The organism is Exiguobacterium sp. SH1S1 (genome assembly GCF_004337245.1).
Taxonomy (GTDB): Bacteria; Bacillota; Bacilli; order Exiguobacteriales; family Exiguobacteriaceae; genus Exiguobacterium; species Exiguobacterium aurantiacum_A.
In genome coordinates, this window is the sequence record NZ_SJUZ01000010.1 from 19277 (window position 1) to 41799 (window position 22523).

Here is a 22523-nt window from a genome sequence, read left to right on the forward strand (position 1 = left end):
CATGCGGGTGATATGCGCCAACTACTATTTCGGGGAAATGGGGTAACTAACATGAATCAGACACCAAACAAGCCTGGCCAAGACGGGACATCGTTCACGACCAACGACTTTTTGAAATTTTTGATTCCTTCTTTAATCGGTCTCATGTTTTTCATCGTGCCGATCCCGACCGATGACGGATTCACCATCCCGGTCGCTCTCTTGTCAAACCAGTTGATCGGTTTGATCGGTGATGTCGTTCCGACACTCGCCGTCATCATGATGGGCATTTCCGTGCTCGGTTCGCTTTGGACGTACATGGCCAAACCGGCGTTCGTCCTTGAGCGGCCACACTTCAATTCACTGTTCAACGTCACGCCGTTCTGGTTCGGGATGCGGGTCGTCGGTCTGATTGCCGGGGTGATGACGCTGCTCGTGATCGGGCCGGAGATGATCACCTCCGAGTTCACGGGTGGCCTGTTGCTGTATGATTTGATCCCGATTTTGTTCGCGACGTTCTTATTTGCCGGCATGTTGCTGCCGCTCCTATTGAACTTCGGCCTGCTCGAGTTCGTCGGGACGATGCTCATCAAAGTGATGCGCCCGCTCTTCAAACTGCCGGGCCGGGCCTCGCTCGACTCGCTCGCATCTTGGGTCGGTGACGCGACGATCGGGATTCTGTTGACGACGAAACAATATGAGAACGGCTACTACACGAAACGGGAGGCCGCCGTCATCGCCACGACGTTCTCGGTCGTCTCGATCACGTTCACAATCGTCATCTTGTCGTATATGGAGCTCGATGCTTACTTCTTACAATATTACGGCGCCATCGTCGTGTCAGGTATCGTCGCAGCACTCATCATGCCACGAATTTATCCGTTGTCGAAAAAAGCCGACACCCCATATGAAGAGACCGAGTTGAAACCGGAAGAGCCGGTACCGGCCAACGTCTCGATGCCGAAATGGGCACTCCGTCAAGCGTTGCTCAAGTCACGCTCAAGCAAGAGCTTCGTCGCCACGTTGAAAGACGGTTTCCAAAACGTGCTCGACATGTGGCTCGGTATTTTGCCGATTGTCATGGCCGTCGGGACGATCGCGCTCATCACTGCTGAGTACACGCCGCTATTTACGATTCTCGGCAAACCGTTCGAACCGATTCTGATGCTGTTGCAAGTGCCGGAGGCGGAAGCCGCCGCTCAGACGATGGTCGTCGGTTTCGCCGACATGTTCTTGCCAGCCGTGCTCGGCAGCGGTATCGAGAGCGAGATGACACGGTTCATCATCGCCACTGTATCGGTCACGCAGCTCATCTTCATGTCGGAAGTCGGGGGACTGCTCCTCGGGTCGAAACTTCCGATTTCATTCTTCGACCTCGTCCTCATCTTCTTGCTCCGGACGTTCATCACGCTCCCGATCGTCGTCGGGATCGCCCACTTGGTATTTTGACGACAGAACGCCTCTTCTCATATTTCCCTGAGAAGAGGCGTTGTTTGTATAATAGAGAAAAGGGAGGGGTGCGCCATGGAACATCATTACGCCGGACAGCTCGAGATTGCGAAAAAAAGCTATGCCGGCATCATCGACCCGGAAGCGTATGTGAACGACCGCTATCATGGACATTGGACGGTGAAATCTAAGCAACGGGTCGACGGGGTCCCGGCGTTGCTTCAAAAAGCGTTCAACGGTGGGAAGAATAATTGTACCCTCACATCGATGACGGCCATTTTCCGTTATTACCATGACCACGGCTATCCCAACATCCCTGACGACGTGTTTCAACTCCAACAAGACGCGCGCGAGATCGCCCTCGCCCATCAGTTCAAAGACGAGAAAGGGACACCGCCGACACGAATCAGTGCGATCATCACAAAACTCTGGTCCCGTTATGGCTATGCTGGGCACGGGAGTTCCCGCTATTTATGGAAGTGGTCGACGTTCGAACGGGAACTGGCCGCCGGTCGACCGTTCATTTTGAACATGGCGAACGGATTTTATAAAAATCATTCCGTCACGGGAATCGGCTATATGATCTTTAAAAAGCCCGGCTTCCCGGATGTCGTCTTGCTCGAGGTGCTCGACAATCGCTCACAGAATATCCGTTATATCGACTTCAACGAGTTCAACTTTTGGGGCAGCATCACCCGCGTCCTTCCTCCTAGCGGACAGTAATTGTGATCCCCCCTCTAAATGCGGTATAGTGAAGTATCATTTCATAAGGACGTGTAACCATGCGTATTAACAAATTTATTAGTGAATCCGGCAAGGCGTCCCGCCGCCAAGCCGATCGTCTCGTCGAAGAAGGACGGGTCACGATCAACGGGAAGAAAGCGAAAATCGGGGACCAAGTAAACCCAGGTGACGAAGTACTCGTCAACGGTTCGGCCGCCCGCGTCGCCCGCAACAACGTCTACATCGCTGTTCACAAGCCGGTCGGCGTCACGAGCACGACGGAGAAGAAAGTCAAAGGCAACCTCGTCGACCTCGTCAACCACCCGCTCCGCATCTTCAACATCGGACGGCTCGATAAAGACTCAGAAGGGCTCATCTTGATGACGAACGACGGCGATATCGTCAACGAAATTCTTCGCGCCGAGGGCGAGCACGAGAAGGAATACATCGTCTCGGTCGACAAGCCGATCACACCAGAGTTCGTCGAACAGATGGAAGCGGGCGTCAAAATCCTCGGCCAGAAGACGTTACCGTGTAAAGTTCATCCGCTGTCGAAGTTCGACTTCAACATCACGCTCACGCAAGGACTGAACCGCCAGATCCGCCGTATGTGTGAGACGCTCGGTTACGAGGTATACCGCCTTCAACGCGTGCGCGTCATGAACATCACGCTCGGCAAGCTCCCGCCCGGACAATGGCGCGACTTATCGAAAAAAGAGCGCGAGCAGTTGTTCCGCGAATTGAATTACGAACCGAAAGAATGGTACTGAAACAAGCCCAGACGCTTTTGTCTGGGCTTGTAAGCGTTCATAGAGAAAGACAATCGTTTCTCTAGTTCCGACGATCTCATGTCGTTTAGGCGAAAAATAGTCAAACGTTCACCAAAACGGGAATAGTTCTATACAGATGATTTTGTAACGGAAAAGAGGTGAATCGTCATGAATGGCGCCTTGTTCCCCCGCACCTCGGTCGGCAAGTGGTCGATCATTCTCATTTGCTTGTTCCTCGCCATGTACGTGCCGTTCTTGTTGCTCGACAACTTCGACACGACGTTCACGTCAACGCTTTGGAGCGACAACGCCGCACACATGCTTCGGCTCAGCTACATGACCACGTTCTTCGTACTCGGACTCGGGGCGTTCGTGACCGGCTGGTGGGCCATCTTGAAACAAAAAGAGTACGCCGTCCTCGTCTTCTTCGCGGCCGTCCTCGGTTCAGGATTGTTCGTCCTGCTCGTCATGGAACTTGTCGGGATTTTGGAGTAGCGAAAAAGTAGGGCCTCAGATGAGACCCTACTTTTATTTAGCCGTGACGCCCCCATCGACCGGGAGCTCGATGCCGGTGATATGGTTCGCCTCGTCTGACGCGAGGAACAAGACGGCTGCCGCCACCTCATGCGCCGTCCCTAAGTTCGGCAAGGCGACTTGATTCAAGAAATGCTGTTTATAGTCCGGATGCTCCATATGCGGCGCGCTCATCGGCGTGACGATATAGCCCGGGTGGACCGAGTTGACGCGAATGTTATGTTTGCCGTAATCGACGGCTGCTGCTTTCGTGAGCGAGCGGACCGCACCTTTCGATGCCGTATACGCTCCTGCTCCGGCCATACCGGTCAACGCCGAAATTGATGAGATGTTGACGATCGAGCCGCCGTAATTTTTCTCCATGAGCGGGATCGCATATTGTGTTCCGAGCATGACGCCATCGATGTTGATGCGATACGTCCGCGCCCAGTCGTCTTCTGTCTGCTGTAAAAATGGTTTAGCGAGCGCGATGCCAGCGTTGTTGACGAGAATGTCGAGCTTGCCGCACGTTGCTTGGACTTCTGCGTAAACCTTCTCCCAATCCGTACGTGATGTTACGTCATGGCGAATCGCAAGCGCCTCCCCGTCCTGCGCTCGAATCGACTCGACGACGTTCGCTACTGCTTCAAGATTGATATCGGTCGCGACGACCGTCGCCCCTTCTTTTGCGAACAATTTCGCCGTCGCTTCTCCCATACCACTGCCTGCACCTGTGATGACCGCAACTTTCCCCTTTAACCGCATTAAATTCTCTCCATTCTTAAAATATGATAGTCTAACTATCATAATAATAGACGAGGCACATTTGATTCTCAACGAAACTGCCTGAACACGTTATAATGACGAGACAACAAAGAGGTGATTAGATGAACAAACGACAACAAAATAAAGAAGAGCGCTTGAATCACATCATCGATCAAGCTGAGACACTTTTTTTGAAAGACGGGTTTGAGCGCGTCCAAATGCAGGACATCGCCGACGCTGCAAACATCGGGGTGGCAACGCTGTTCCGCTATTTCCCGAAAAAAGATCAACTGATCGTCGCGGCCGCCATCCATAACTTGACACCGACGCTGCATGTCTTCAAGGAATTGACGGCGCATCCTGGAGACGCTTATTCAAGACTAGAAGCAATACTCGATTATTTGCTTGGGCAACAGCTGCGTCAGACGAGCCACTCCCGATTCCGCGAGGCGTTCGAGAGCTACGCCTCGTTCGTCGCCTCCCCGCTCCCTGGAATCGACGGCTATATCGAACTGCAGCGCCAAATCATGGCGACGCTCGAGCCGCTCATCCAAGACGGGCGGACGGACGGGTCGTTCCGTCACGATATCGACGTGAAAGAGACGGTCATCACCGTCATCAACGCGTTCGGCACGTTCGGCAACAACATCATCTTGAAGTCGCACATCAGCTATTTAGAGAAAGATATCGACCCGACGATCCAACAGCGCGTCTTGAAAGAGATGCTGCTCGCTTACGTGCGGGCATGACAAAAGCCCCTTCGCAATTGAAGGGGCTTGATGTTTAGGCAAAAAAAATGAGCACCTCTCTAAAGAGGTGCTCTCGAAAAGTCTACCGCGTCGAACCACGCTCCACAACGTGCTCCCGAAGGAATGTCCGCCGTCTTACATAGACCAGCTCATCGCATGTACTCAACAATACTCGAATGATGCTTCGTCGTCAATCTTTTGTTTTCATCTACCTTGACATCTCTCCAAAAATTAGGATAATGAAGAGTGTTAGCACTCTTATGTAAAGAGTGCCAAAATCGAACGACAAAGGAGAACGGTCATGACAAAGAAACAGTTTCAAGCCGAATCGAAACGAATTTTAGAGTTGATGGTCCACTCAATCTATACACATAAGGACATCTTCCTGCGTGAGCTCATCTCGAACGCGAGTGACGCCATCGACAAGATGTATTACCGCGCCCTCTCGGACGAGGCGATCGACTTCAACAAGGACGACTATTTCGTCAAAGTCGAACTCGACAAAGACGCACGCACCGTCACAATCCGTGACACCGGGATCGGGATGACGGAAGACGAACTCGAATCGAACCTCGGGATCATCGCCAAGAGCGGTTCGCTCGCAATGAAGCAGGCGACGAAGATGGAAGAAGACCACAGCCTGATCGGTCAATTCGGCGTCGGTTTCTACTCCGCGTTCATGGTCGCCGACCGTGTGACGGTCCGGACCCGTTCAGTCGATAGTGACCAAGGATATCTTTGGGAGTCAGACGGCATCGATGGCTATACGATCGAGCCGACGTCTAAACAAGAGATCGGAACAGAAATCGTCTTACACTTGAAAGCCGACACCGAAGACGATACGTATTCTTCGTTCTTAGAGGAATATGAGATCCGCTCGCTCATCAAGAAGCATTCGGACTTCATCCGCTACCCGATCAAGCTCGACGTGACGAAACACCGTCCAAAAGACGACTCGGAAGAATTCGAGGACTACGTCGAAGAAGAGACGATCAACAGTATGGTCCCGATTTGGCGCAAGCGGAAGAACGAACTGACGGACGAGGACTACACGGCGTTCTACCACGAGAAGCGCTACGGTTTCGACGAGCCGCTCAAACATCTCCACTTGAACGTCGACGGTTCGATCCGCTATCAGTCGATCCTCTATATCCCATCGACGGTCCCGTACGACTACTACACGAAAGAGTTCGAGAAAGGGCTCGAGCTCTACTCGAACGGCGTCTTGATCATGGAGAAATCGCCTGACTTATTGCCGGACTACTTCGGTTTCGTCAAAGGGATGGTCGACTCAGAAGACCTATCGCTCAACATTTCCCGGGAGATGTTGCAGCAGGACCGCCAACTGCGCGTCATCGCTAAGAACGTCAAGTCGAAAATTAAAGGCATGCTCGAGAAGATGCTTCAGAATGAGCGCGAGGACTATGAGAAGTTCTTCGACGCGTTCGGCCGCCAAATCAAGTTCGGCGTCTACGACCAGTTCGGCGCCGCGAAGGATGAGTTGAAGGACTTGCTCCTCTTCCACTCGTCGAACGAGAAAAAGCTCGTCTCGCTGAAAGAATACGTCGAGCGCATGAAAGAGGACCAAAAGTACATCTATTACGCGACGGGCGAATCGATCCATCGTATCGACCTTCTTCCGCAAACGGAACGTTTGAAAGAAGAAGGCTTCGAGATCCTCTACCTCACGGAAGAGATCGACGAGTTCGCTATCAAAGTGCTCCAGTCATATGAAGACAAAGAGTTCAAGTCGGTCGCGAGCGGTGACCTCGGTCTCGACGATGAGGCGGCGAATTCGCTCAATGAAGACAATAAAGACTTGTTCGCCTTCATGAAGACCGAGCTCGGCGATCGCGTCAAAGAAGTGCGCGCGTCAACTCGTCTCAAGTCGCACCCGGTCTGCTTGACGGTCGCAGGTGACGTCTCGATCGAGATGGAGAAGATCATGAACACGATGCCGAACGGCGGCGGCATGAAAGCAGAAAAAGTGCTCGAAGTGAACGCCGACCACGCCATCTTCCAAACGTTGCAACGCGTCTATACGGAAGACGAGGCGAAAGCGAAACAATATACCGATCTTCTTTACCAGCAAGCACTCCTCATCGAAGGATTGCCACTTGAAGACCCGGTAGCGTATTCGAATGCAGTATGTGCGTTAATGGCAGAATGATGAATCAAGGCAGAGGGCGACCTCTGCCTTTTTATGTTTTCCGATAAAACCAGCGTTTCACCGCTTCGTTGAGCAAGACATAGCCGACCAGCAGCCCGAGTAACGTGAATAGAATCGGGAACGGTAACGGATAGAGGCCGAGCAACGACGCGTTCGGCAAATAAGGCACGACAATCGCGACCGCACCGACAAGGATCGACGCGAATAAGAGGATCGGAGCCGGACGACTGTGATACAGAATCCGGCGTGTCCGCATGATCATCAAGATGAGCAGCTCGGTCAAAATCGAGAAGACGAACCAACCGCTTTGAAACACGGACTCGTTCGCATTGAATAAGACGATCAACACTAAAAACACCGTGTAGTCGAATAAGGAACTGACGAGTCCGAAGACGATCATGAAGCGCCGCACTTCTTTCAAATCCCATCGTCTGGGCACACGCACATCCTCGGTGTCGACTCTATCTTGTGAAATGGCCAGGGCCGGGAAGTCGCTCAAGAAGTTGATCATGAGAATCTGTTTCGGTAACAGCGGCAAAAACGGTAAGAACAACGAGGCCCCGGCCATGCTGAACATGTTCCCGAAGTTGGCGCTCGTCGTCACCATAATGTATTTGAGCGTGTTCGCAAACGTCGTCCGGCCGAGGACGATACCGCGCAGCAAGACGCGCAGGCTCTTTCGAACGAGTACCAAATCAGCCGACTCTTTGGCGATATCGACCGCATTCTCGACCGTCAGACTGACGTCGGCCGCATGGAGCGCCGGTACGTCATTGATTCCGTCACCCATGTACCCGACGACGTGCCCGTTTTTCTTGAGCGCCAAAATAATCCGTTCTTTTTGGTTCGGGTCGACCTCGGCAAAGAGTGTCGTCGTCTCGATTTTTTGCCACAATGCCTCGTCCGACATTCGAACCAAGTCTTTCCCGGTCAGGACACCGGTGACTTGCAGACCGACGGCTTCAGCGGTGTGAAGTGCGATCGAAGCGTTATCGCCTGTGATGATCCGGAGGTCGACACCGTGTGAGACAAGTTGACGGATCGTTTCGGCGACATCAGCTTTCGGATGGTCGAATATGAGCAAGAAACCGATGAACGTCATACCGGTCTCATCGTCGACACTGTACTCGTCACGAATCGTCACTCGTTTTTCCGCAACCCCGAGCACCCGGATGCCCTGGGCGCTCCAGTTTTCAAATTGAACTTCTAGCTCCATTCGCGCGAACGAGTCGAGCGGGTGGCTCGTCGCGTGCTTCCATACATGGTCACACGTATCGAGCACACTATGGAAGGCACCTTTCGCCAGCATGCGAACGTCCTGCCCGTCTTGCACGATAACGCTCAAGCGCTCTCGCATGAAGTCGAACGGGACTTCCCCGAGACGCGTCACTGCCGCCACGTCGATCTGGCGGTGGCGGCGAATCATATCGTCTAAGTCGTTCTTCATTCCCGTCTGGAGCGTGGCGTTCAAATAGGTGGCTCGGAACACCTCGTCCGAGGAGACCCCACTCGAATCGACTGCATCGTCGATTCGAATTTGTCCTTCCGTCAGCGTCCCCGTCTTGTCCGTACATAGTACGTCCATGCCCCCAAAGTTCTCGATGGCGGTCAATTTGCGAACGATGACCCCTTCTTGCGCCATTGCTCGTGACCCTTGGGATAGTGTGATACTGATGATGGCACTGAGAAGTTGCGGTGTGATACCGACCGCAAGCGCCACAGCAAACAAGAGCGAGTCGATGACATCCCGCTCGAACCAAACGTTGATAGCGAAGACGACAAGTGTCAGCACGAGCATGATGCGCGTCAACAGATAACCGAAATGACGGATTCCTCGTTCGAACTCCGTCTCCGGAGGGCGGAGCGTCAACCGCTTCGCGATTTCACCGTATTCGGTCGTCCGTCCCGTGTGAACGACGAGCATCGCCGCGTTCCCGCTTTGGACACTTGTTCCCATATAGACGCAGTTGAAGCGTTGTTCTAACGACTGGTCAGGCGCCGTCACGCCGACTTGTTTTTTGACCGCACCCGACTCCCCGGTCAGCATCGACTGATTGACGAAACAATGCTCGCTCGTCAGAAGAATCCCATCAGCCGGCACCAAGCTCCCTGCCGACAGTTCGACGACGTCGCCTGGGTACTAATTCAATGGCAGGCACGTCAATCAAGTTGCCATCACGCCAAACTAAGACGTGGACTTTCACTTTGTCACGCAATTCTTCAACCGCTTTGCTCGCATGAAATTCTTGAAAATAACTGAGGACGGCACTCGCCAAGATGATTGTTAGAATGATGCCCGCATCGATATAGTCACCCGTTAGTGCCGAGATGAGCGTCGCTCCGAGCAGAATGAGAATGATCGGACTTTTAAATTGTCCAAGCAATAGCGCAAGCCGGGTAAAACGGCGTTCTTTGGCGAGCGCATTTAATCCAAATTCGACTTGACGACGCTTGGCCTCAGTAGAACTGAGACCGTGAGTTGATGAGTCGAGTGCTTGGATTAAGTCAATAGAAGGACGGGACCAATATTCATCTGTCTGGACATCTCTCATGACCGTTGCCTTCTTTCATAATGAAAATGAATATGGACGTGGCTACATGAGTTGTATTCCCGTTTTTAGATGAGATGCTTGATTTGTTTTCGTTCAACTTTAAGCAAAAAATAAAGAAATGCGCCTCCATTCGCATGGTCGACGCATTTCTATTAGCGTAAATTATTATAGGTTCCTAACAACTGCATCTGAATTGCTTCCTGCAAGATGTTTTGATCGTCCTCTTGTTCATGAACCTCCGCAATCCGGTGGCCCATCCGTTCAATCAATCCGACGACGAGTGCGTTCCCCATCGTGAAGTAACGTTTGCGATCGGTCATCGTCTCCGTCCATCCATAAGGGAATCCGTTTAGCCCCTCACACTCCTCAGGGCGCAAGTAACGAAGCTTCTTCGTCTGTGGGTCCTCGATGACATGGCTCGAACGGTTGCAAGTCCCTTCGCTCGTCAACATCGTTCGTCCAGGAAGGTCGAGCGAGTCCGGATAAGACATGCCACCTTCAGCATAGATGTAGACGTGCCCGCTCGCCGAGGTCCGCTCGATCTTCTTCGGTCCTTTCAAGTAAGCAAGCTCTTCCTGCTCATTCCGACCCGATTTTTTAATCGTCTCGGTGTCCAAATAATACTGTTCCGGTGCAGGCCCGAACTGTTCATAGACCTCTTTTACGACTTCTCCGAGCGTTTTAGGCGTCTCTCGTTTCGGTAGCGTCTCAAGCGTCGTCACTCTACCACCGGTCATAATTCCCGCGTTGCGATATGTTGCCGAGAACGTATCGGAAATCTCGACGATATCTTCCGGCAGTTGGAAATCTGCTCCCGGATGCTTCTCGCTCGTCAGTTCGTGCACATGGAAAGCAGGTGCAAAGAATCCTGACTCGAGTAACCATTCTTCCGGGTTCGCTTTCCTTGCTCGTTCCGAGTGATTCAAATCTTCCCGTGTAGCGAAGATGAAGATGCGGCGACGACGTTGCGCGAATCCATAATCGGCCGCATTGATGACGCGCCACTCGACCGTATAACCTTGGTCAGCGAAAGCCCGAAGCATGACACTGAAGTCACGACCACGTTGTTTGGCCGGAGATTTCATGAGTCGATCCACGTTCTCCAATAGAACATAAGGCGGTTTCTCCTGCTCGATGATGTTCATGATTTCCCAGAACAGGACGCCTTTCTTCCCTTGGAGTCCTTGCTCGTTCTTCAAGCTGCGCGACACGCTATAGTCCTGGCACGGGAAGCCACCGACCAACAGATGGTGTGGGCCGGCCTCCATCCAAGACAAGGCGATATCCTCGTTCATATGCATGCCTCGTCCTTTGAAACGTTCGGCGTAGCAATCGAAGGCCGGTTGACTCTTCGTCGCCGGTTCCCATTGATTGCCCCAAACCACATCGAATTTGTCAGATGTAGGCTCGGCATTCACGTCTTTAATCCCTTCAAGTGCGATGCGGAAACCTCCTACACCGGCAAATAACTCAACTACTTTAATCAATGGGAACACCCTTTCGTATTTTCTATCTTAAATTTACTCTATTTTTTATATTTACTCAATGGAATTAGTGTATCACGAACGGTGAAATCGATCAACCGATACGCTATAATGGTTATAAATGTAAATTTCAGGAGGTCTTTTTTTTGCGCTACGAAACGATACAAGAGCTTATGGATAAAGCGAGAGAGGCCGAGGGGAAGACTTTCGGCGAAATCGACACGACCGGACGCATCAAGAACGTTCGGTCGAAAGGCGCCCTCGGACATATCATCGAGGAGAGCCACTTCGGATACCCAATCAACTCGGATGCACGGCCTGACTTCGAAGAGCTCGGTATCGAGTTGAAGGTCACACCTTTCAAGAAAAATAAGAATGGTACATATTCATCAAAAGAACGGCTTGTTTTGAACATGATTGATTATCATAACGAGCACGGATATTCGTTCGAGACGTCGAGCTTCCTATCGAAAGCAACGAGCATGCTCATCATGCTTTATCAATACGAGCCAGATATTCCGATTGACGACTACCGTATCTATAAGGCGTTCTTGAACGAGTTCTCCGAAGAAGATTTAGATGTGATGCGACAGGACTGGGAGACGATTGTCGCAAAAATCAAACGTGGAGAGGCCCATTTAATTTCCGAGGCAGATACGATGTACTTGTCAGCCTGCACGAAAGGGGCGAACGGCTCGGTCGTCCGTAGCCAACCGTTCTCAGAACAACCCGCAAAACCGCGAGCCTTCTCGCTCAAGGCATCCTATATGTCTGGACTAGTCCGGCAGTACCTGACCCCGGAGCTGATGGAATCGATCGCCTCACATGGTGAGCTGAAAGAGATGTCCCTCGAGCAGCTCCTCGAGGCCCGACTATCCCCTCATTACGGGAAGACAGTGCTCGAACTATGTGAAGAAACCGGCATCCGGTATAACCCAGGAAACAAGGCGATGATCCCAAGAGTGATGGCTCGACTATTAGGCGTGAGAGGAACCGACCTATCTAGTATTGAAGAGTTTGCGAAAGCCGGAATAAAGTTCAAGACGGTCGGTCGTGAGCCCAACAGATCTATACGAGAACATATGTCGTTCGGGAAGGTCGATTTCGATGACTTGCATCGAGATGAGTGGGAAGAGTCCGCCCTGTACGACACGTTCGCTGAACAGAAGTATCTTCTCCTCGTCTTCCGATACGATGAAGAGTACGTGTCTAAACAAAAACGTATCCCTCGATTTGAAGGGATACGCTTATGGAACATGCCGCTCGAGACCGTTGATAGAGAATTGAAGTCGATGTGGCTCGAGACAAAAAATATCGTTCAAGCAGGAGTTCAGTTGACGCCAATGAAACGAGGCGTCAAAAACAATCTTCCCGGTCCAAAATTCAATCGTGTGGCACACGTCCGCTCAAAAGCTCTCAATGGAAAAGATAAAGTTAGACTCCCAGATGGTCAATGGATCACAAAACAATCATTTTGGTTGGATAGAAACTATATCCAGCAGATTCTGGACGCTTAACATGAGTATTCCCCTCCCTCAAGTGGAATCTTCTTAATAGAAGGAGGTGGGGGGAATGGCCAGAAACGTACCGAAGGCTTCGAGTCCAGCCGTCTTCAAGACGATGAGCGGGAACCGTGGCAAGGACACGAAGATGGAAGTGAAAGTCCGGAAGGCACTTTGGGCTGCTGGATATCGATACCGAAAGAACAATCGGAAGCTTTATGGGACACCTGACATCTCATTCCCCGGCCTACACGTCGTCGTCTTTCTGGACTCTTGTTATTGGCATGGCTGTCCCCTTCACTTCAAACTGCCGAAGACGAACACCGAATTCTGGCGCCAAAAGATTGGACGTAACATCGAGCGAGATGCTGACGTCACACGACATTATGTAGAAGAAGGTTGGATTATCCTCCGGTTTTGGGAGCACCAGGTCAATGAAGATTTTGATCACGTGATATATACCATCACTCATTTCGTCGATATGGCCAAAAACAATCGACATAGACGAAGTGGTTGATGCTTCAAACGCATCAGTCTAAATCCTCGTCAAACAATGGTTCATCATAGGTCTCTGTCGCATCATCGACAATCAGGTTCGTGTAGAATTCCTCTACACGGCCTCTTTTTTCGCCATTTTCGTTCAAGTACTCAACAATCCTAAACGTCTCAGGCGCCTCGAGTCCGATGATGACGATCGGTACAGTTAGTTGCGTGTTCAATGGCTTCAAATGGTGGACGTATTTCTCAAACGTCCCGATGGCGTTGTCGAAATTCCCTGCACGCTGAAGTCGCTGCGTCGCGCAGATGATCACGCCAATCCTTGTTTGGATTGCTTTTTCTACATGGTTCAGCTCGCTTGCAATGACCGGTTTCAACAGATTCCAGGCAATCGTACCCGAATGGTTGAATCCGACCTCTAGCGAAATATTGTCTTTGGCAAAATCGAGGCGCCACACATTCTCGGAATAGTCACGGTCTTGAAATATCGGACTCTCACTCGCCCATCCCCTTTTTAAAAACTCTGATTTGAACAGCTCATTCAAGGCCTTGGATAGACTTTTGTTCTTGCTCGCGTACTTCTCCTCGAATTTCTTGATGATTGCATCATCACTGATCGACTGGATGATGTCATGAATTTCTGACCAGATTTCAGTGAATGCCGCATCATTTTTTAGAATGGTTTCTCCAAATCGATGTGAATGGATTCTATATTTCAATTGATTCACTCTTCTCTGTTAGTAATTGATAATGATATGCCTCATGGCGAGAATGAGATGCTTCTCTTCATTCAAATCGAACTCTCGACCCTGATAATAACTTTATCAGGATACATGATTGAAAACAAAAGCACATTTGATTTGTAATCGCTTTCTTTGCCTTTATCAAGCCTTTTTTCCATTTAACGTTGATAGATCAACCTTTTAGGCAGCATGCATACGTCTTGACAATTTCGCCTAGTTATATGAAATTAGTATTACATTATAATTATTCTAGTAGAGATACAATTCCGCTAGAGTAAAAACCCAAGGAGGACATACCCCATGTCATTAATCGGCAAAGAAATCTTACCATTCACAGCACAAGCGTTCCAAACAGGAGAATTCCTCGAAGTATCAGACAACAACCTTAAAGGTCAATGGAGCGTCGTTTGCTTCTACCCGGCTGACTTCACATTCGTCTGCCCGACTGAACTTGAAGACCTTCAAAACGAATACGCGACATTGAAAGACCTCGGCGTCGAAGTCTACTCAGTGTCTACAGACACACACTTCACACATAAAGCTTGGCACGAAACGTCAGAGAAAATCGGCAAGATCGAATACATCATGATCGGCGACCCGTCACACACGATCTCACGCAACTTTGACGTCTTGAACGAAGAAGATGGCCTTGCTGACCGCGGTACGTTCATCATCGACCCAGACGGCGTCATCCAAACTGTTGAAATCAACGCAGGCGGCATCGGCCGTGACGCGAGCACGCTCGTAAACAAAGTCAAAGCAGCACAATACGTCCGCAACAACCCAGGCGAAGTTTGCCCAGCGAAATGGGAAGAAGGCTCAGCGACACTTCGTCCAAGCCTCGATCTCGTTGGCAAGTTGTAAGGAGCGGATTCCATGTTAGAAGCAGATATTAAACAACAACTAGATCAATACTTGCAGCTCATGGAGGGCGACGTCGTCCTCCGTGTGAGCGCTGGTGATGACGCGGTCTCTAAAGAGATGCTCGAACTCGTCAACGAGCTCGCAAGCATGTCGTCACGTATCTCCGTCGAAAACGTCACGCTCGAACGCACACCGAGCTTCAGCGTGAACCGTCCGTCTGAAGAGACGGGCATCGTCTTCGCCGGGATCCCGCTCGGTCATGAGTTCACGTCACTCGTCCTCGCGTTGCTCCAAGTGAGCGGCCGAGCGCCGAAAGTAGACGCAGATGCGATCAAGCAAATCCAAAACATCCAAGGGACGTACCACTTCGAGTCGTACATCAGCCTCAGCTGCCATAACTGTCCGGACGTCGTCCAAGCACTTAACGTCATGAGCGTGCTCAACCCGAACATCTCACACACGATGATCGACGGCGGCGCGTTCAAGGCAGAAGTCGAAGCGAAAGAAATCATGGCCGTCCCGACCGTCTTCTTGAACGGAGAAGCGTTCGGTAACGGACGGATGTCACTCGAAGAGATCTTGGCGAAACTCGGCACAGGTCCTGACGCTTCGGCGTTCGAAGACAAAGAGGCGTATGACGTCCTCGTCATCGGTGGTGGTCCGGCTGGTGCAAGCGCGGCCGTTTACGCGGCTCGTAAAGGTATCCGTACCGGCATCGTCGCTGAACGCTTCGGTGGTCAAGTGATGGACACGATGGGCATCGAGAACTTCATCGGCACGTCGTACACGGAAGGTCCAAAACTCGTCGCGAGCTTAGAGGAACATGTGAAAGCATATGGCGTCGACGTCATGAATCTGCAACGTGCGAAGCGCCTTGAGAAGAAAGACCTCGTCGAAGTCGAACTTGAAAACGGCGCGATCCTGAAGAGTAAGAGTGTCATCTTGTCGACAGGGGCACGCTGGCGCAACGTCAACGTCCCAGGCGAAGCCGAGTTTAAAAACAAAGGTGTCGCCTACTGCCCACACTGTGACGGTCCACTCTTCGAAGGCAAGCGTGTCGCGGTCATCGGCGGCGGTAACTCTGGAATTGAAGCGGCCATCGACCTCGCCGGCATCGTCAAGCACGTCACGGTACTCGAGTTCGCACCTGAACTGAAGGCCGACCAAGTACTTCAAAACCGTCTTCACAGTCTACCGAACGTGACCGTCGTCACGAACGCCCAGACGACTGAAATCACAGGTACGGACAAAGTGAACGGGATCTCGTACATGTCTCGTGAGACGAACGAAACGCATCACGTCGAACTTGAAGGCGTCTTCGTCCAGATCGGCCTCGTCCCGAACACGGACTGGCTCGATACGGTCGAACGCAACAACTTCGGAGAGGTTATCGTCGACCATCATGGTTCGACGAACATCTCAGGCGTGTTCGCTGCAGGCGACTGCACGAACAGTGCCTACAAACAGATCATCATCTCGATGGGCTCTGGTGCGACAGCCGCACTCGGTGCTTTCGATTACATGATCCGCAACTAACGAAAAACTCGTCCTCCACGTGGGGACGAGTTTTTTTTATAGTTCAAACGACTTCCCAGTATCCGGGATGAACAGGATCGACTCCCCCGTTTCCGTTTCAAATACATAAGCGACAGTTGGGGTGAACGGATTCCATTCGTCCCCGTTCGTTCGCACACTTTCCGTATAAGTGACACTCCCGTACGTTGTGAACAGTTCTTGTTCCGCGGCAGCGACCGAGTAAGTCGGAATCGAAAGTACGATTGTAGCGCCGACTAAAAACACACTCACAAATGCGGACCATACTTTACGTCTCGGATACGTGAGCTTCACTAAAATCAATATCGAAATCATCCAACCGATCGGCACACCAAAGCTTTATCTCAATCATCTCACTCATGTTATCCCAAAAAAATGAATGCATTCAAAACCGCTCGGCAACGCACGAGCGGTTTCAACAAATTAATTATGCAACAACGGACACGTTCCGCAACATGAGGAACGATCACGATTTTGTTTCAAGTACGCCAAGCAACAATGTTTGCGCACATAATAGCTCTCAGTTCCATTATCGATTAGCTTGAACGTCATATTCAACGGATTCGCGCTTTTCACTCCGTCATCAATCAGCGTATGCAGGTTCTGACGATATTCGTCTGCATGTTCAGGCTCTGATTGCTCCATCTGTAAATCGATTTGAAATAGATTATGTGAAATCAGGCTATACATGTGAGACAATTTTGCTTTTGTTTCGTCTGAAACTTTTGTTAGCAAAGGAGTAAGGTGACTAGTAAGCCAGCGAACCCAGGCTTCGTTCGTGTCGTGTCCGTTTTGAGACGAAAACACGTCATATTTATGAATAACAAATTCCATACAACCATCCTCGATGCACCGAATCCCGCCGCTATTAAGACGTGGAATTACTAGACAATCGAATCGGTTGAATGCGTCGAGTAACCCCATGAACAAAACCGAATAGCGTTTGGCAAACAGTGTCCCTGCCACGACCGGATGACAGTTTTCCATTTGCTCTTGTTGATGCCGTAGAAGGGAAGAGACCACACTTGCATCCGTCAGCAACTCATTGTAAGCAAAGTCTGGTGATGACGTCGAATCGATTACAATTCCATATTCGTCTTTTAAATAGCGATGCATTTCATCAGTCATCATGACTCCTCCTTTCTGTGCGGCTTATTTCAGTAGATGTCCTTCAAGTTGATCCATGATCAAATTTCGTCCTTTAGGTCCCCAGGCCATGTATACCCAATAGTCGTCAGGATGAACTTGATTTTTTTGCACGGCCGGGACGGATTGCCAAAGGTTACTGTTTTTAATCTCTTCCATGTGAGCTTTCCCGTTATTGTCGACTTGGAAAAATAAATGGTCAGCGTCAATTTCAGGCACTTTTTCGAAAGATAATTCACTCGATCCGCCATCCGCTGGTACCATGTTCGCGGCATTTAATTTCAGATTCTCATACATCAACGTGTTCAACGGATGATCTGTTTTCGCATAAATGTTAAGACCTCGATCTTTCGGGCGCACGCGAAGGAATGCAACTTTTTCATCCCCTAGTTCAGTTTCAAATTGCGCAGATAACTCTTCCGCACGATCATTTGTCTGTTGGATGATATTTTCCGCTTCTGTTTCTTTACCGAACACTTCTGCTACTTTCAAAAAGTTCGTCTCCCACTCTTTCGGGTCCACGTCTCCCTCTTCCGAACCAATCAATATGGTCGGCGCAATCGCGTTCAATTGGTCATAAGATTCTTTCAACCAGACATCCCCGATGATAACGTCTGGTTCTGTCGCCATAATCGCTTCAAAATTCCCTTGATATGGGTCACCGACACGCTGGGCATCTTTCAAATCTTCTTGTAGATAAGGCAAGACCCCATCGCCAATTTGCTCAAAACCATTCGTGACACCGACCGGCGTAATGCCGAGTGACAACAAATAATCTTCCCATCCAGGGACAAGAACGACTACCTTCTCAACATCTGATGAAAGTTCTGTCGTCCCTCCGGCATGTTCAATCGTTCGTTTTTCAGTCGTCGCTGTTTTCGTCTCAGTCTCTGACTGGGCACATCCAACACCGATCACTAAAAGGAGTGCCGCCATTGTGGCAAGCCATAAATGTTTCATATCTCATCCTGCTTTCTGTTTATATTTTTTTAGCGAGCAAATGTAAAAAGTAAGGGGCTCCGATGATTGCGATAATAATTCCCGCCGGTATCTCACTAGGCTGTAAAATAAGGCGTCCGATTGTGTCAGCTGTCAAAACGAGCAGTGCTCCCACTAGACCTGAAATCGGAATAACATACCGATGCTTTGTCCCGATCAGTTGCTTCGTCAAGTGAGGTGCGATCAAACCGACAAAGCTAATGCCGCCACCGACGGCCACACAAGCGCTAGCAACCGCTACCGCAATCCAGCTCAACCACAGCCGGGTCTGTTCCACTTTCACCCCTAAGCCGACAGCCATGTCTTCTTTAAACGTCAACACATCTAAATAGCGGCTGCGGTACATTAAGAGCCCTCCACCGATCAAGAGCCAAGGGAGCAGTGAAGCAACTTTTTCCCAAGAAGCACCCCAAATACTGCCGGCCAACCAAAGTTTTGTGAATTGGTACTGAAAAGGATTCAACGCAAGTGTCAATACGATCATTAACGCACTCATCCCAGACGCCACACCGATTCCAACTAGAATTAACCGAATCGGCGGTGTTCCTTCGTTCCGATTGTAAGCTAACACATAAATGATGAAGGCGGTTAGCACCCCACCGATTAGCGCGACCACCGGTAAGCTGACCGCTTGAATCCACTCGTTTGAAGTGGTCGGCAACAAAGTGACGAATAATACGACGAATAGCCCTGCCCCGCCATTGATGCCTAATATACCTGGTTCAGCTAAGCTGTTTCGCATCGTCGCTTGTAAAGTAGCCCCTGAAATAGCAAGTCCGAAGCCGATGAATGAAGCCAAGAAAATTCGCGGCAACCTCAAATCGAACAAGATCATTGTCTGTTGACTTGTCCCTTGACCGAAGAGGGTGTCTAACACTTCTTGTGGAGTAAGGGATATGAACCCTGAATTGATGCTATACAGTGCAACTATCCACCAACTCACAATGAGCATACCGGTCCAAACAATATATGGCTTTCTCATAGTTCACGCCTCGCTTTTCGCGCGATGTGTAGGAAGAACGGGACCCCAATCAAAGCTAAAATTGCACCCACTGGGATTTCATAAGGGGGATTGATGGTTCGGGCCAACAGGTCAGAGATAAGCAATAACAAAGCACCGTATACAGCAGAACATGGAATGATATATCGATAGTCAACCCCGACAATCCCACGAACCATATGAGGAACTACTAAACCGATAAAGCCGATCGGACCGACCATCGAGACCGAGGCACCAGCTAACAGTAGGACGACTAAAGCTAGCATAAATTTTGATTTCCTAACGTCTTCTCCTAGACCAATCGCCACATCTTCACCAAGACTTAACGTCGTAACTTTGCGACTGAATAGAACCGCAAACATCAACATGGCGACAATCCATGGTGCCACGACTTTTAATTGTTCGAACGAAACGCCGATGAGTCCTCCGGCATACCAAAACGCCACATCTTGCGACACTTTAAAATAGATGGTGACTGCTTCACTTAAAGCAAAAAATAAAGCCGAGACTGCCGAACCAGCCAACACGAGACGCAGTGCGGTAACTTGACCGTATAAGCTCGTCACACCGAACGTTAAGCCCATACTTATTACAGCTCCGATGAACGTAATAAACATTAACAGCGTAAACGAGATGTTCGGGAAAAATACGAATGAAATCGCCAATGCGAATGCAGCGCCTGCGTTAATCCCAAGAATACCCGAATCCGCTAAGCTATTTCGTGTCACTCCTTGCATGATGGCTCCAGCTACGGCAAAGGATGCTCCAACGAGTATAGCCGCAAACACTCTTGGCAAACGCAAATCCCAAATCACAACGTGTTGGGCATTAGATGAATCATAATGAAAAATGGCGTCTTGAATAGCAGAGATAGGGATCGTGGCTGCCCCGACTGTAATTGAGTAACTTGACACAATCACGATTGAACATAAGCCAAAAAGTATCCAATACGTAAATTTAATTAAATTTGATTTTGCTTGAATGAGTCGCACGTCAATTCCTTTCCGCTTCTTTTCATAGATAATGATAATCATTATCAACATATGTATTATTCTCTACCTGCCCCCATCAGTCAAGGCTATTTTTATAAAAATAGTCAGGCTGCTGACGAACGAAGTCGCCGGAAGGATGAGCGAATCTGCTTGTGTTAGTCAACAAGCTGAAAAAAACTCGTCCTCCGCGTGAGGACGAGTTTTTTTATAGTTCAAACGACTTCCCTGAGTCCGGAATGAACAGGATCGACTCCCCCGTCTCCGTTTCAAATACATACGCGACAGTTGGGACGAACGGATTCCATTCGTCCCCGTTCGTTCGCACACTTTCCGTATAAGTGACGCTCCCGTACGTTGTGAACAGTTCTTGTTCCGCGGCAGCGACCGAGTAAGTCGGAATCGAAAGTACGATTGTAGCGCCGACTAAAAACACACTCACAAATGCGGACCATACTTTACGTCTCGGATACGTGAGCTTCACTAAAATCAATATCGAAATCATCCAACCGATCGGCACACCAAATGTCGCCGCACCTCCGTACCACGCGTCATTCACGTAAAGTAAAGTCACCGTCACTGCCAAACCGAGCGCCCACCACCATTTCATCCCAATCACCTCACTCCAATTATCCCAAAAACAGGAAAATAGGCAACTGAATTCCGGTTTCCTAATACTTTTATTCATAATTGTTGTACATCACACTATAGTGTATAATATACAGTATAAAAAGAATCGAAGGAGGCAAAGAGATGTCTGATGTAAAAGCCTCATTGATGACCGAGTTACGACGAGGCACCTTGACGATTGCAGTCTTGAGTCAACTGAAGACACCACAGTACGGGTATTCACTCGTTCAGGCGCTTCTCGATGCCGATGTCAGCATCGATCAAAGCACGCTCTATCCGCTCTTAAGGCGGCTTGAAAAGCAAGGGCTCGTGACAAGCTCGTGGGATACGACTGAGAGCCGGCCTCGCAAATATTACGTCCTCAGCGCAGAGGGAACGGATATGTTGCAGGAGTTGTATGCAGAATGGAATAAGATGTCGCTCACATTAAACCGTTTGATAGAAGGAGGAAACGACCATGAACCTTCGTGATGTGTATATTGCAGAAGTGACGTCTCGAATCCCTGAGTCGATGCGAGAAGATGTTGCGCTTGAACTCGAGTCCACGATTGATGATATGACGGGAGACGACCCGTCCGAGAAAGCTCTCTTGGAGGCCCTCCGTCAGTTAGGTGACCCGAGCATACTGGCCGCACGGTATGCCAATCGCCCGCTCCATTTAATTGGTCCAGCCCTATTCCCAGGCTATGTGAGTATTTTGAAGACCGTCTTGCCAATTGCTATCACACTCTCGATTATTCTCGCAACTATCGCTTATCTTGCTGATGCGAATGTTGAATCATCATGGGTACAATTCATCATCCAAGGACTGGTTCAAATCAGCTCTGCAATCTTCGAAGTCGTGATTCAGACTTTCTTCTGGATTACGCTTGTCTTCTTTATCATCGAGCGGGCTTCCCCAGAAGGAGATGTCCCTTTATCGAAATGGTCACCAGAAAAATTAAAGAACGTAAAACCACGTACAAAGTTCATCCCCCTCAGTTCAATCGTATTTGATTTTGTTATGGTCGTTGTCTTGCTGATGCTCTATGTGAACACTGATCAATGGATCCGCTTATCAATTGACGGAGAGACATTCCCCCTCATTAACCCAGAAATATTGGATCGATTTTTCCCGTTCGTAATTGCGCTAGCCGTCTTTGACATCGGAATTGGAGTTTATAAGTGGATTGTGCGCTATTGGACGAAACCGCTCGCCCTATGGAATGTGGCCTTGAACGTTCTATGGATTGGAGTGACGGCACTGATTCTGCTGCAACCAGAGCTCATTTCATCGGAAGCTCTCGCTCTCCTAGCCGAACGAACCAGCGTCGCTCTCACGACACTCACACAATGGGGTGTATGGAGCATAGTGCTGACTGTCGTCGTCGTCTGTCTCATCGATTTGATTGAAGGATGTTATAAAGCGTTTCGTCCTTAATTGAAATACTCATCTCGCATTCAA

At 49.9% G+C, this 22523-nt stretch carries 23 protein-coding genes; 12 read left to right on the forward strand and 11 right to left on the reverse strand.

Annotated features, from left to right (window positions below; translation table 11 throughout):
• The first annotated feature begins 51 nt into the window (after window positions 1-51).
• The 4 genes from EVJ23_RS13540 to EVJ23_RS13555 all read left to right on the forward strand — a co-directional run bounded on the left by EVJ23_RS13540 (window position 52) and on the right by EVJ23_RS13555 (window position 3416).
• Window positions 52-1428, forward strand: coding sequence for a YjiH family protein (locus EVJ23_RS13540; RefSeq protein ID WP_131466085.1), 1377 nt, complete (start codon window positions 52-54; stop codon window positions 1426-1428).
• 75 nt (window positions 1429-1503) lie between these two features.
• On the forward strand, window positions 1504-2151 hold the full coding sequence (locus EVJ23_RS13545; protein ID WP_131466083.1) for a C39 family peptidase: 648 nt from the start codon (window positions 1504-1506) through the stop codon (window positions 2149-2151).
• A 59-nt stretch (window positions 2152-2210) separates the two neighbouring features.
• Window positions 2211-2921: a 23S rRNA pseudouridine(2604) synthase RluF gene (gene rluF / locus EVJ23_RS13550; RefSeq protein ID WP_071398733.1), complete on the forward strand. Its 711-nt coding sequence runs from the start codon at window positions 2211-2213 to the stop codon at window positions 2919-2921.
• A 168-nt stretch (window positions 2922-3089) separates the two neighbouring features.
• Window positions 3090-3416 (forward strand): hypothetical protein, encoded by a 327-nt coding sequence (locus EVJ23_RS13555; RefSeq protein ID WP_131466081.1) that lies wholly within the window; start codon window positions 3090-3092, stop codon window positions 3414-3416.
• Between the two features lie 33 nt (window positions 3417-3449).
• On the opposite strand, the gene EVJ23_RS13560 is transcribed toward EVJ23_RS13555, so the two are convergent.
• Complete coding sequence (locus tag EVJ23_RS13560; protein WP_131466080.1) at window positions 3450-4199, reverse strand: SDR family NAD(P)-dependent oxidoreductase; 750 nt, start codon at window positions 4197-4199, stop codon at window positions 3450-3452.
• A 122-nt stretch (window positions 4200-4321) separates the two neighbouring features.
• Between EVJ23_RS13560 and EVJ23_RS13565 the strand changes: the two genes are divergently transcribed.
• Entirely contained in the window at window positions 4322-4948 is a 627-nt protein-coding gene (locus EVJ23_RS13565) for a TetR/AcrR family transcriptional regulator (protein ID WP_131466078.1), read from the forward strand.
• A 301-nt stretch (window positions 4949-5249) separates the two neighbouring features.
• Window positions 5250-7118: a molecular chaperone HtpG gene (htpG, locus tag EVJ23_RS13570; protein ID WP_131466076.1), complete on the forward strand. Its 1869-nt coding sequence runs from the start codon at window positions 5250-5252 to the stop codon at window positions 7116-7118.
• Window positions 7119-7149: 31 nt separating this feature from the next.
• On the opposite strand, the gene mgtA is transcribed toward htpG, so the two are convergent.
• From mgtA to dcm, 3 genes are all read right to left on the reverse strand, one after another.
• On the reverse strand, window positions 7150-9219 hold the full coding sequence (mgtA, locus tag EVJ23_RS13575) for a magnesium-translocating P-type ATPase (RefSeq protein WP_201739019.1): 2070 nt from the start codon (window positions 9217-9219) through the stop codon (window positions 7150-7152).
• A complete protein-coding gene (locus EVJ23_RS15315) occupies window positions 9209-9670 on the reverse strand; it encodes a cation-transporting P-type ATPase (protein ID WP_201739020.1) in 462 nt (153 codons plus the stop codon). The genes mgtA and EVJ23_RS15315 overlap by 11 nt, the downstream gene beginning before the upstream one ends.
• Before the next feature lie 152 nt (window positions 9671-9822).
• Window positions 9823-11157 (reverse strand): DNA (cytosine-5-)-methyltransferase, encoded by a 1335-nt coding sequence (dcm, locus tag EVJ23_RS13580; protein WP_131441304.1) that lies wholly within the window; start codon window positions 11155-11157, stop codon window positions 9823-9825.
• A 143-nt stretch (window positions 11158-11300) separates the two neighbouring features.
• Between dcm and EVJ23_RS13585 the strand changes: the two genes are divergently transcribed.
• Window positions 11301-12671: a Sau3AI family type II restriction endonuclease gene (locus EVJ23_RS13585; RefSeq protein WP_131466074.1), complete on the forward strand. Its 1371-nt coding sequence runs from the start codon at window positions 11301-11303 to the stop codon at window positions 12669-12671.
• A gap of 55 nt (window positions 12672-12726) precedes the next feature.
• Window positions 12727-13173, forward strand: a complete 447-nt coding sequence (locus tag EVJ23_RS13590) for a very short patch repair endonuclease (RefSeq protein ID WP_131441306.1) — start codon at window positions 12727-12729, stop codon at window positions 13171-13173.
• Between the two features lie 13 nt (window positions 13174-13186).
• Here the strand turns inward: EVJ23_RS13590 and EVJ23_RS13595 are convergent, their stop codons facing one another.
• A complete protein-coding gene (locus tag EVJ23_RS13595; RefSeq protein ID WP_236633788.1) occupies window positions 13187-13882 on the reverse strand; it encodes a BglII/BstYI family type II restriction endonuclease in 696 nt (231 codons plus the stop codon).
• A 315-nt stretch (window positions 13883-14197) separates the two neighbouring features.
• Between EVJ23_RS13595 and ahpC the strand changes: the two genes are divergently transcribed.
• Together ahpC and ahpF are read left to right on the forward strand one after the other, a co-directional pair.
• Window positions 14198-14761, forward strand: a complete 564-nt coding sequence (ahpC, locus tag EVJ23_RS13600) for an alkyl hydroperoxide reductase subunit C (protein WP_016510347.1) — start codon at window positions 14198-14200, stop codon at window positions 14759-14761.
• Between the two features lie 12 nt (window positions 14762-14773).
• Entirely contained in the window at window positions 14774-16297 is a 1524-nt protein-coding gene (gene ahpF / locus EVJ23_RS13605) for an alkyl hydroperoxide reductase subunit F (protein WP_131466072.1), read from the forward strand.
• Between the two features lie 36 nt (window positions 16298-16333).
• Here the strand turns inward: ahpF and EVJ23_RS13610 are convergent, their stop codons facing one another.
• The 6 genes from EVJ23_RS13610 to EVJ23_RS13635 all read right to left on the reverse strand — a co-directional run bounded on the left by EVJ23_RS13610 (window position 16334) and on the right by EVJ23_RS13635 (window position 21059).
• Window positions 16334-16630 (reverse strand): hypothetical protein, encoded by a 297-nt coding sequence (locus tag EVJ23_RS13610; RefSeq protein ID WP_131441309.1) that lies wholly within the window; start codon window positions 16628-16630, stop codon window positions 16334-16336.
• A gap of 108 nt (window positions 16631-16738) precedes the next feature.
• Window positions 16739-17443: a hypothetical protein gene (locus EVJ23_RS13615; RefSeq protein ID WP_035386810.1), complete on the reverse strand. Its 705-nt coding sequence runs from the start codon at window positions 17441-17443 to the stop codon at window positions 16739-16741.
• A 24-nt stretch (window positions 17444-17467) separates the two neighbouring features.
• Window positions 17468-18421, reverse strand: coding sequence for an ABC transporter substrate-binding protein (locus EVJ23_RS13620; RefSeq protein WP_131441310.1), 954 nt, complete (start codon window positions 18419-18421; stop codon window positions 17468-17470).
• Between the two features lie 19 nt (window positions 18422-18440).
• Window positions 18441-19442 (reverse strand): FecCD family ABC transporter permease, encoded by a 1002-nt coding sequence (locus EVJ23_RS13625; protein ID WP_131441311.1) that lies wholly within the window; start codon window positions 19440-19442, stop codon window positions 18441-18443.
• Window positions 19439-20503 carry a FecCD family ABC transporter permease gene (locus EVJ23_RS13630; RefSeq protein WP_131466068.1) on the reverse strand — a complete coding sequence of 355 codons (1065 nt, stop codon included), beginning with the start codon at window positions 20501-20503 and terminating at the stop codon, window positions 19439-19441. The genes EVJ23_RS13625 and EVJ23_RS13630 overlap by 4 nt, the downstream gene beginning before the upstream one ends.
• A gap of 154 nt (window positions 20504-20657) precedes the next feature.
• A complete protein-coding gene (locus EVJ23_RS13635; protein ID WP_131441313.1) occupies window positions 20658-21059 on the reverse strand; it encodes a hypothetical protein in 402 nt (133 codons plus the stop codon).
• A gap of 143 nt (window positions 21060-21202) precedes the next feature.
• Between EVJ23_RS13635 and EVJ23_RS13640 the strand changes: the two genes are divergently transcribed.
• Both EVJ23_RS13640 and EVJ23_RS13645 read left to right on the forward strand, forming a co-directional pair.
• Complete coding sequence (locus EVJ23_RS13640; protein WP_035386661.1) at window positions 21203-21550, forward strand: PadR family transcriptional regulator; 348 nt, start codon at window positions 21203-21205, stop codon at window positions 21548-21550.
• The gene (locus EVJ23_RS13645; RefSeq protein ID WP_131441314.1) at window positions 21537-22499 is read left to right on the forward strand and encodes an HAAS signaling domain-containing protein; all 963 of its coding nucleotides are present in this window, start codon (window positions 21537-21539) and stop codon (window positions 22497-22499) included. Before EVJ23_RS13640 ends, EVJ23_RS13645 begins: the two co-directional genes overlap by 14 nt.
• The last annotated feature ends 24 nt before the right edge of the window (window positions 22500-22523 follow it).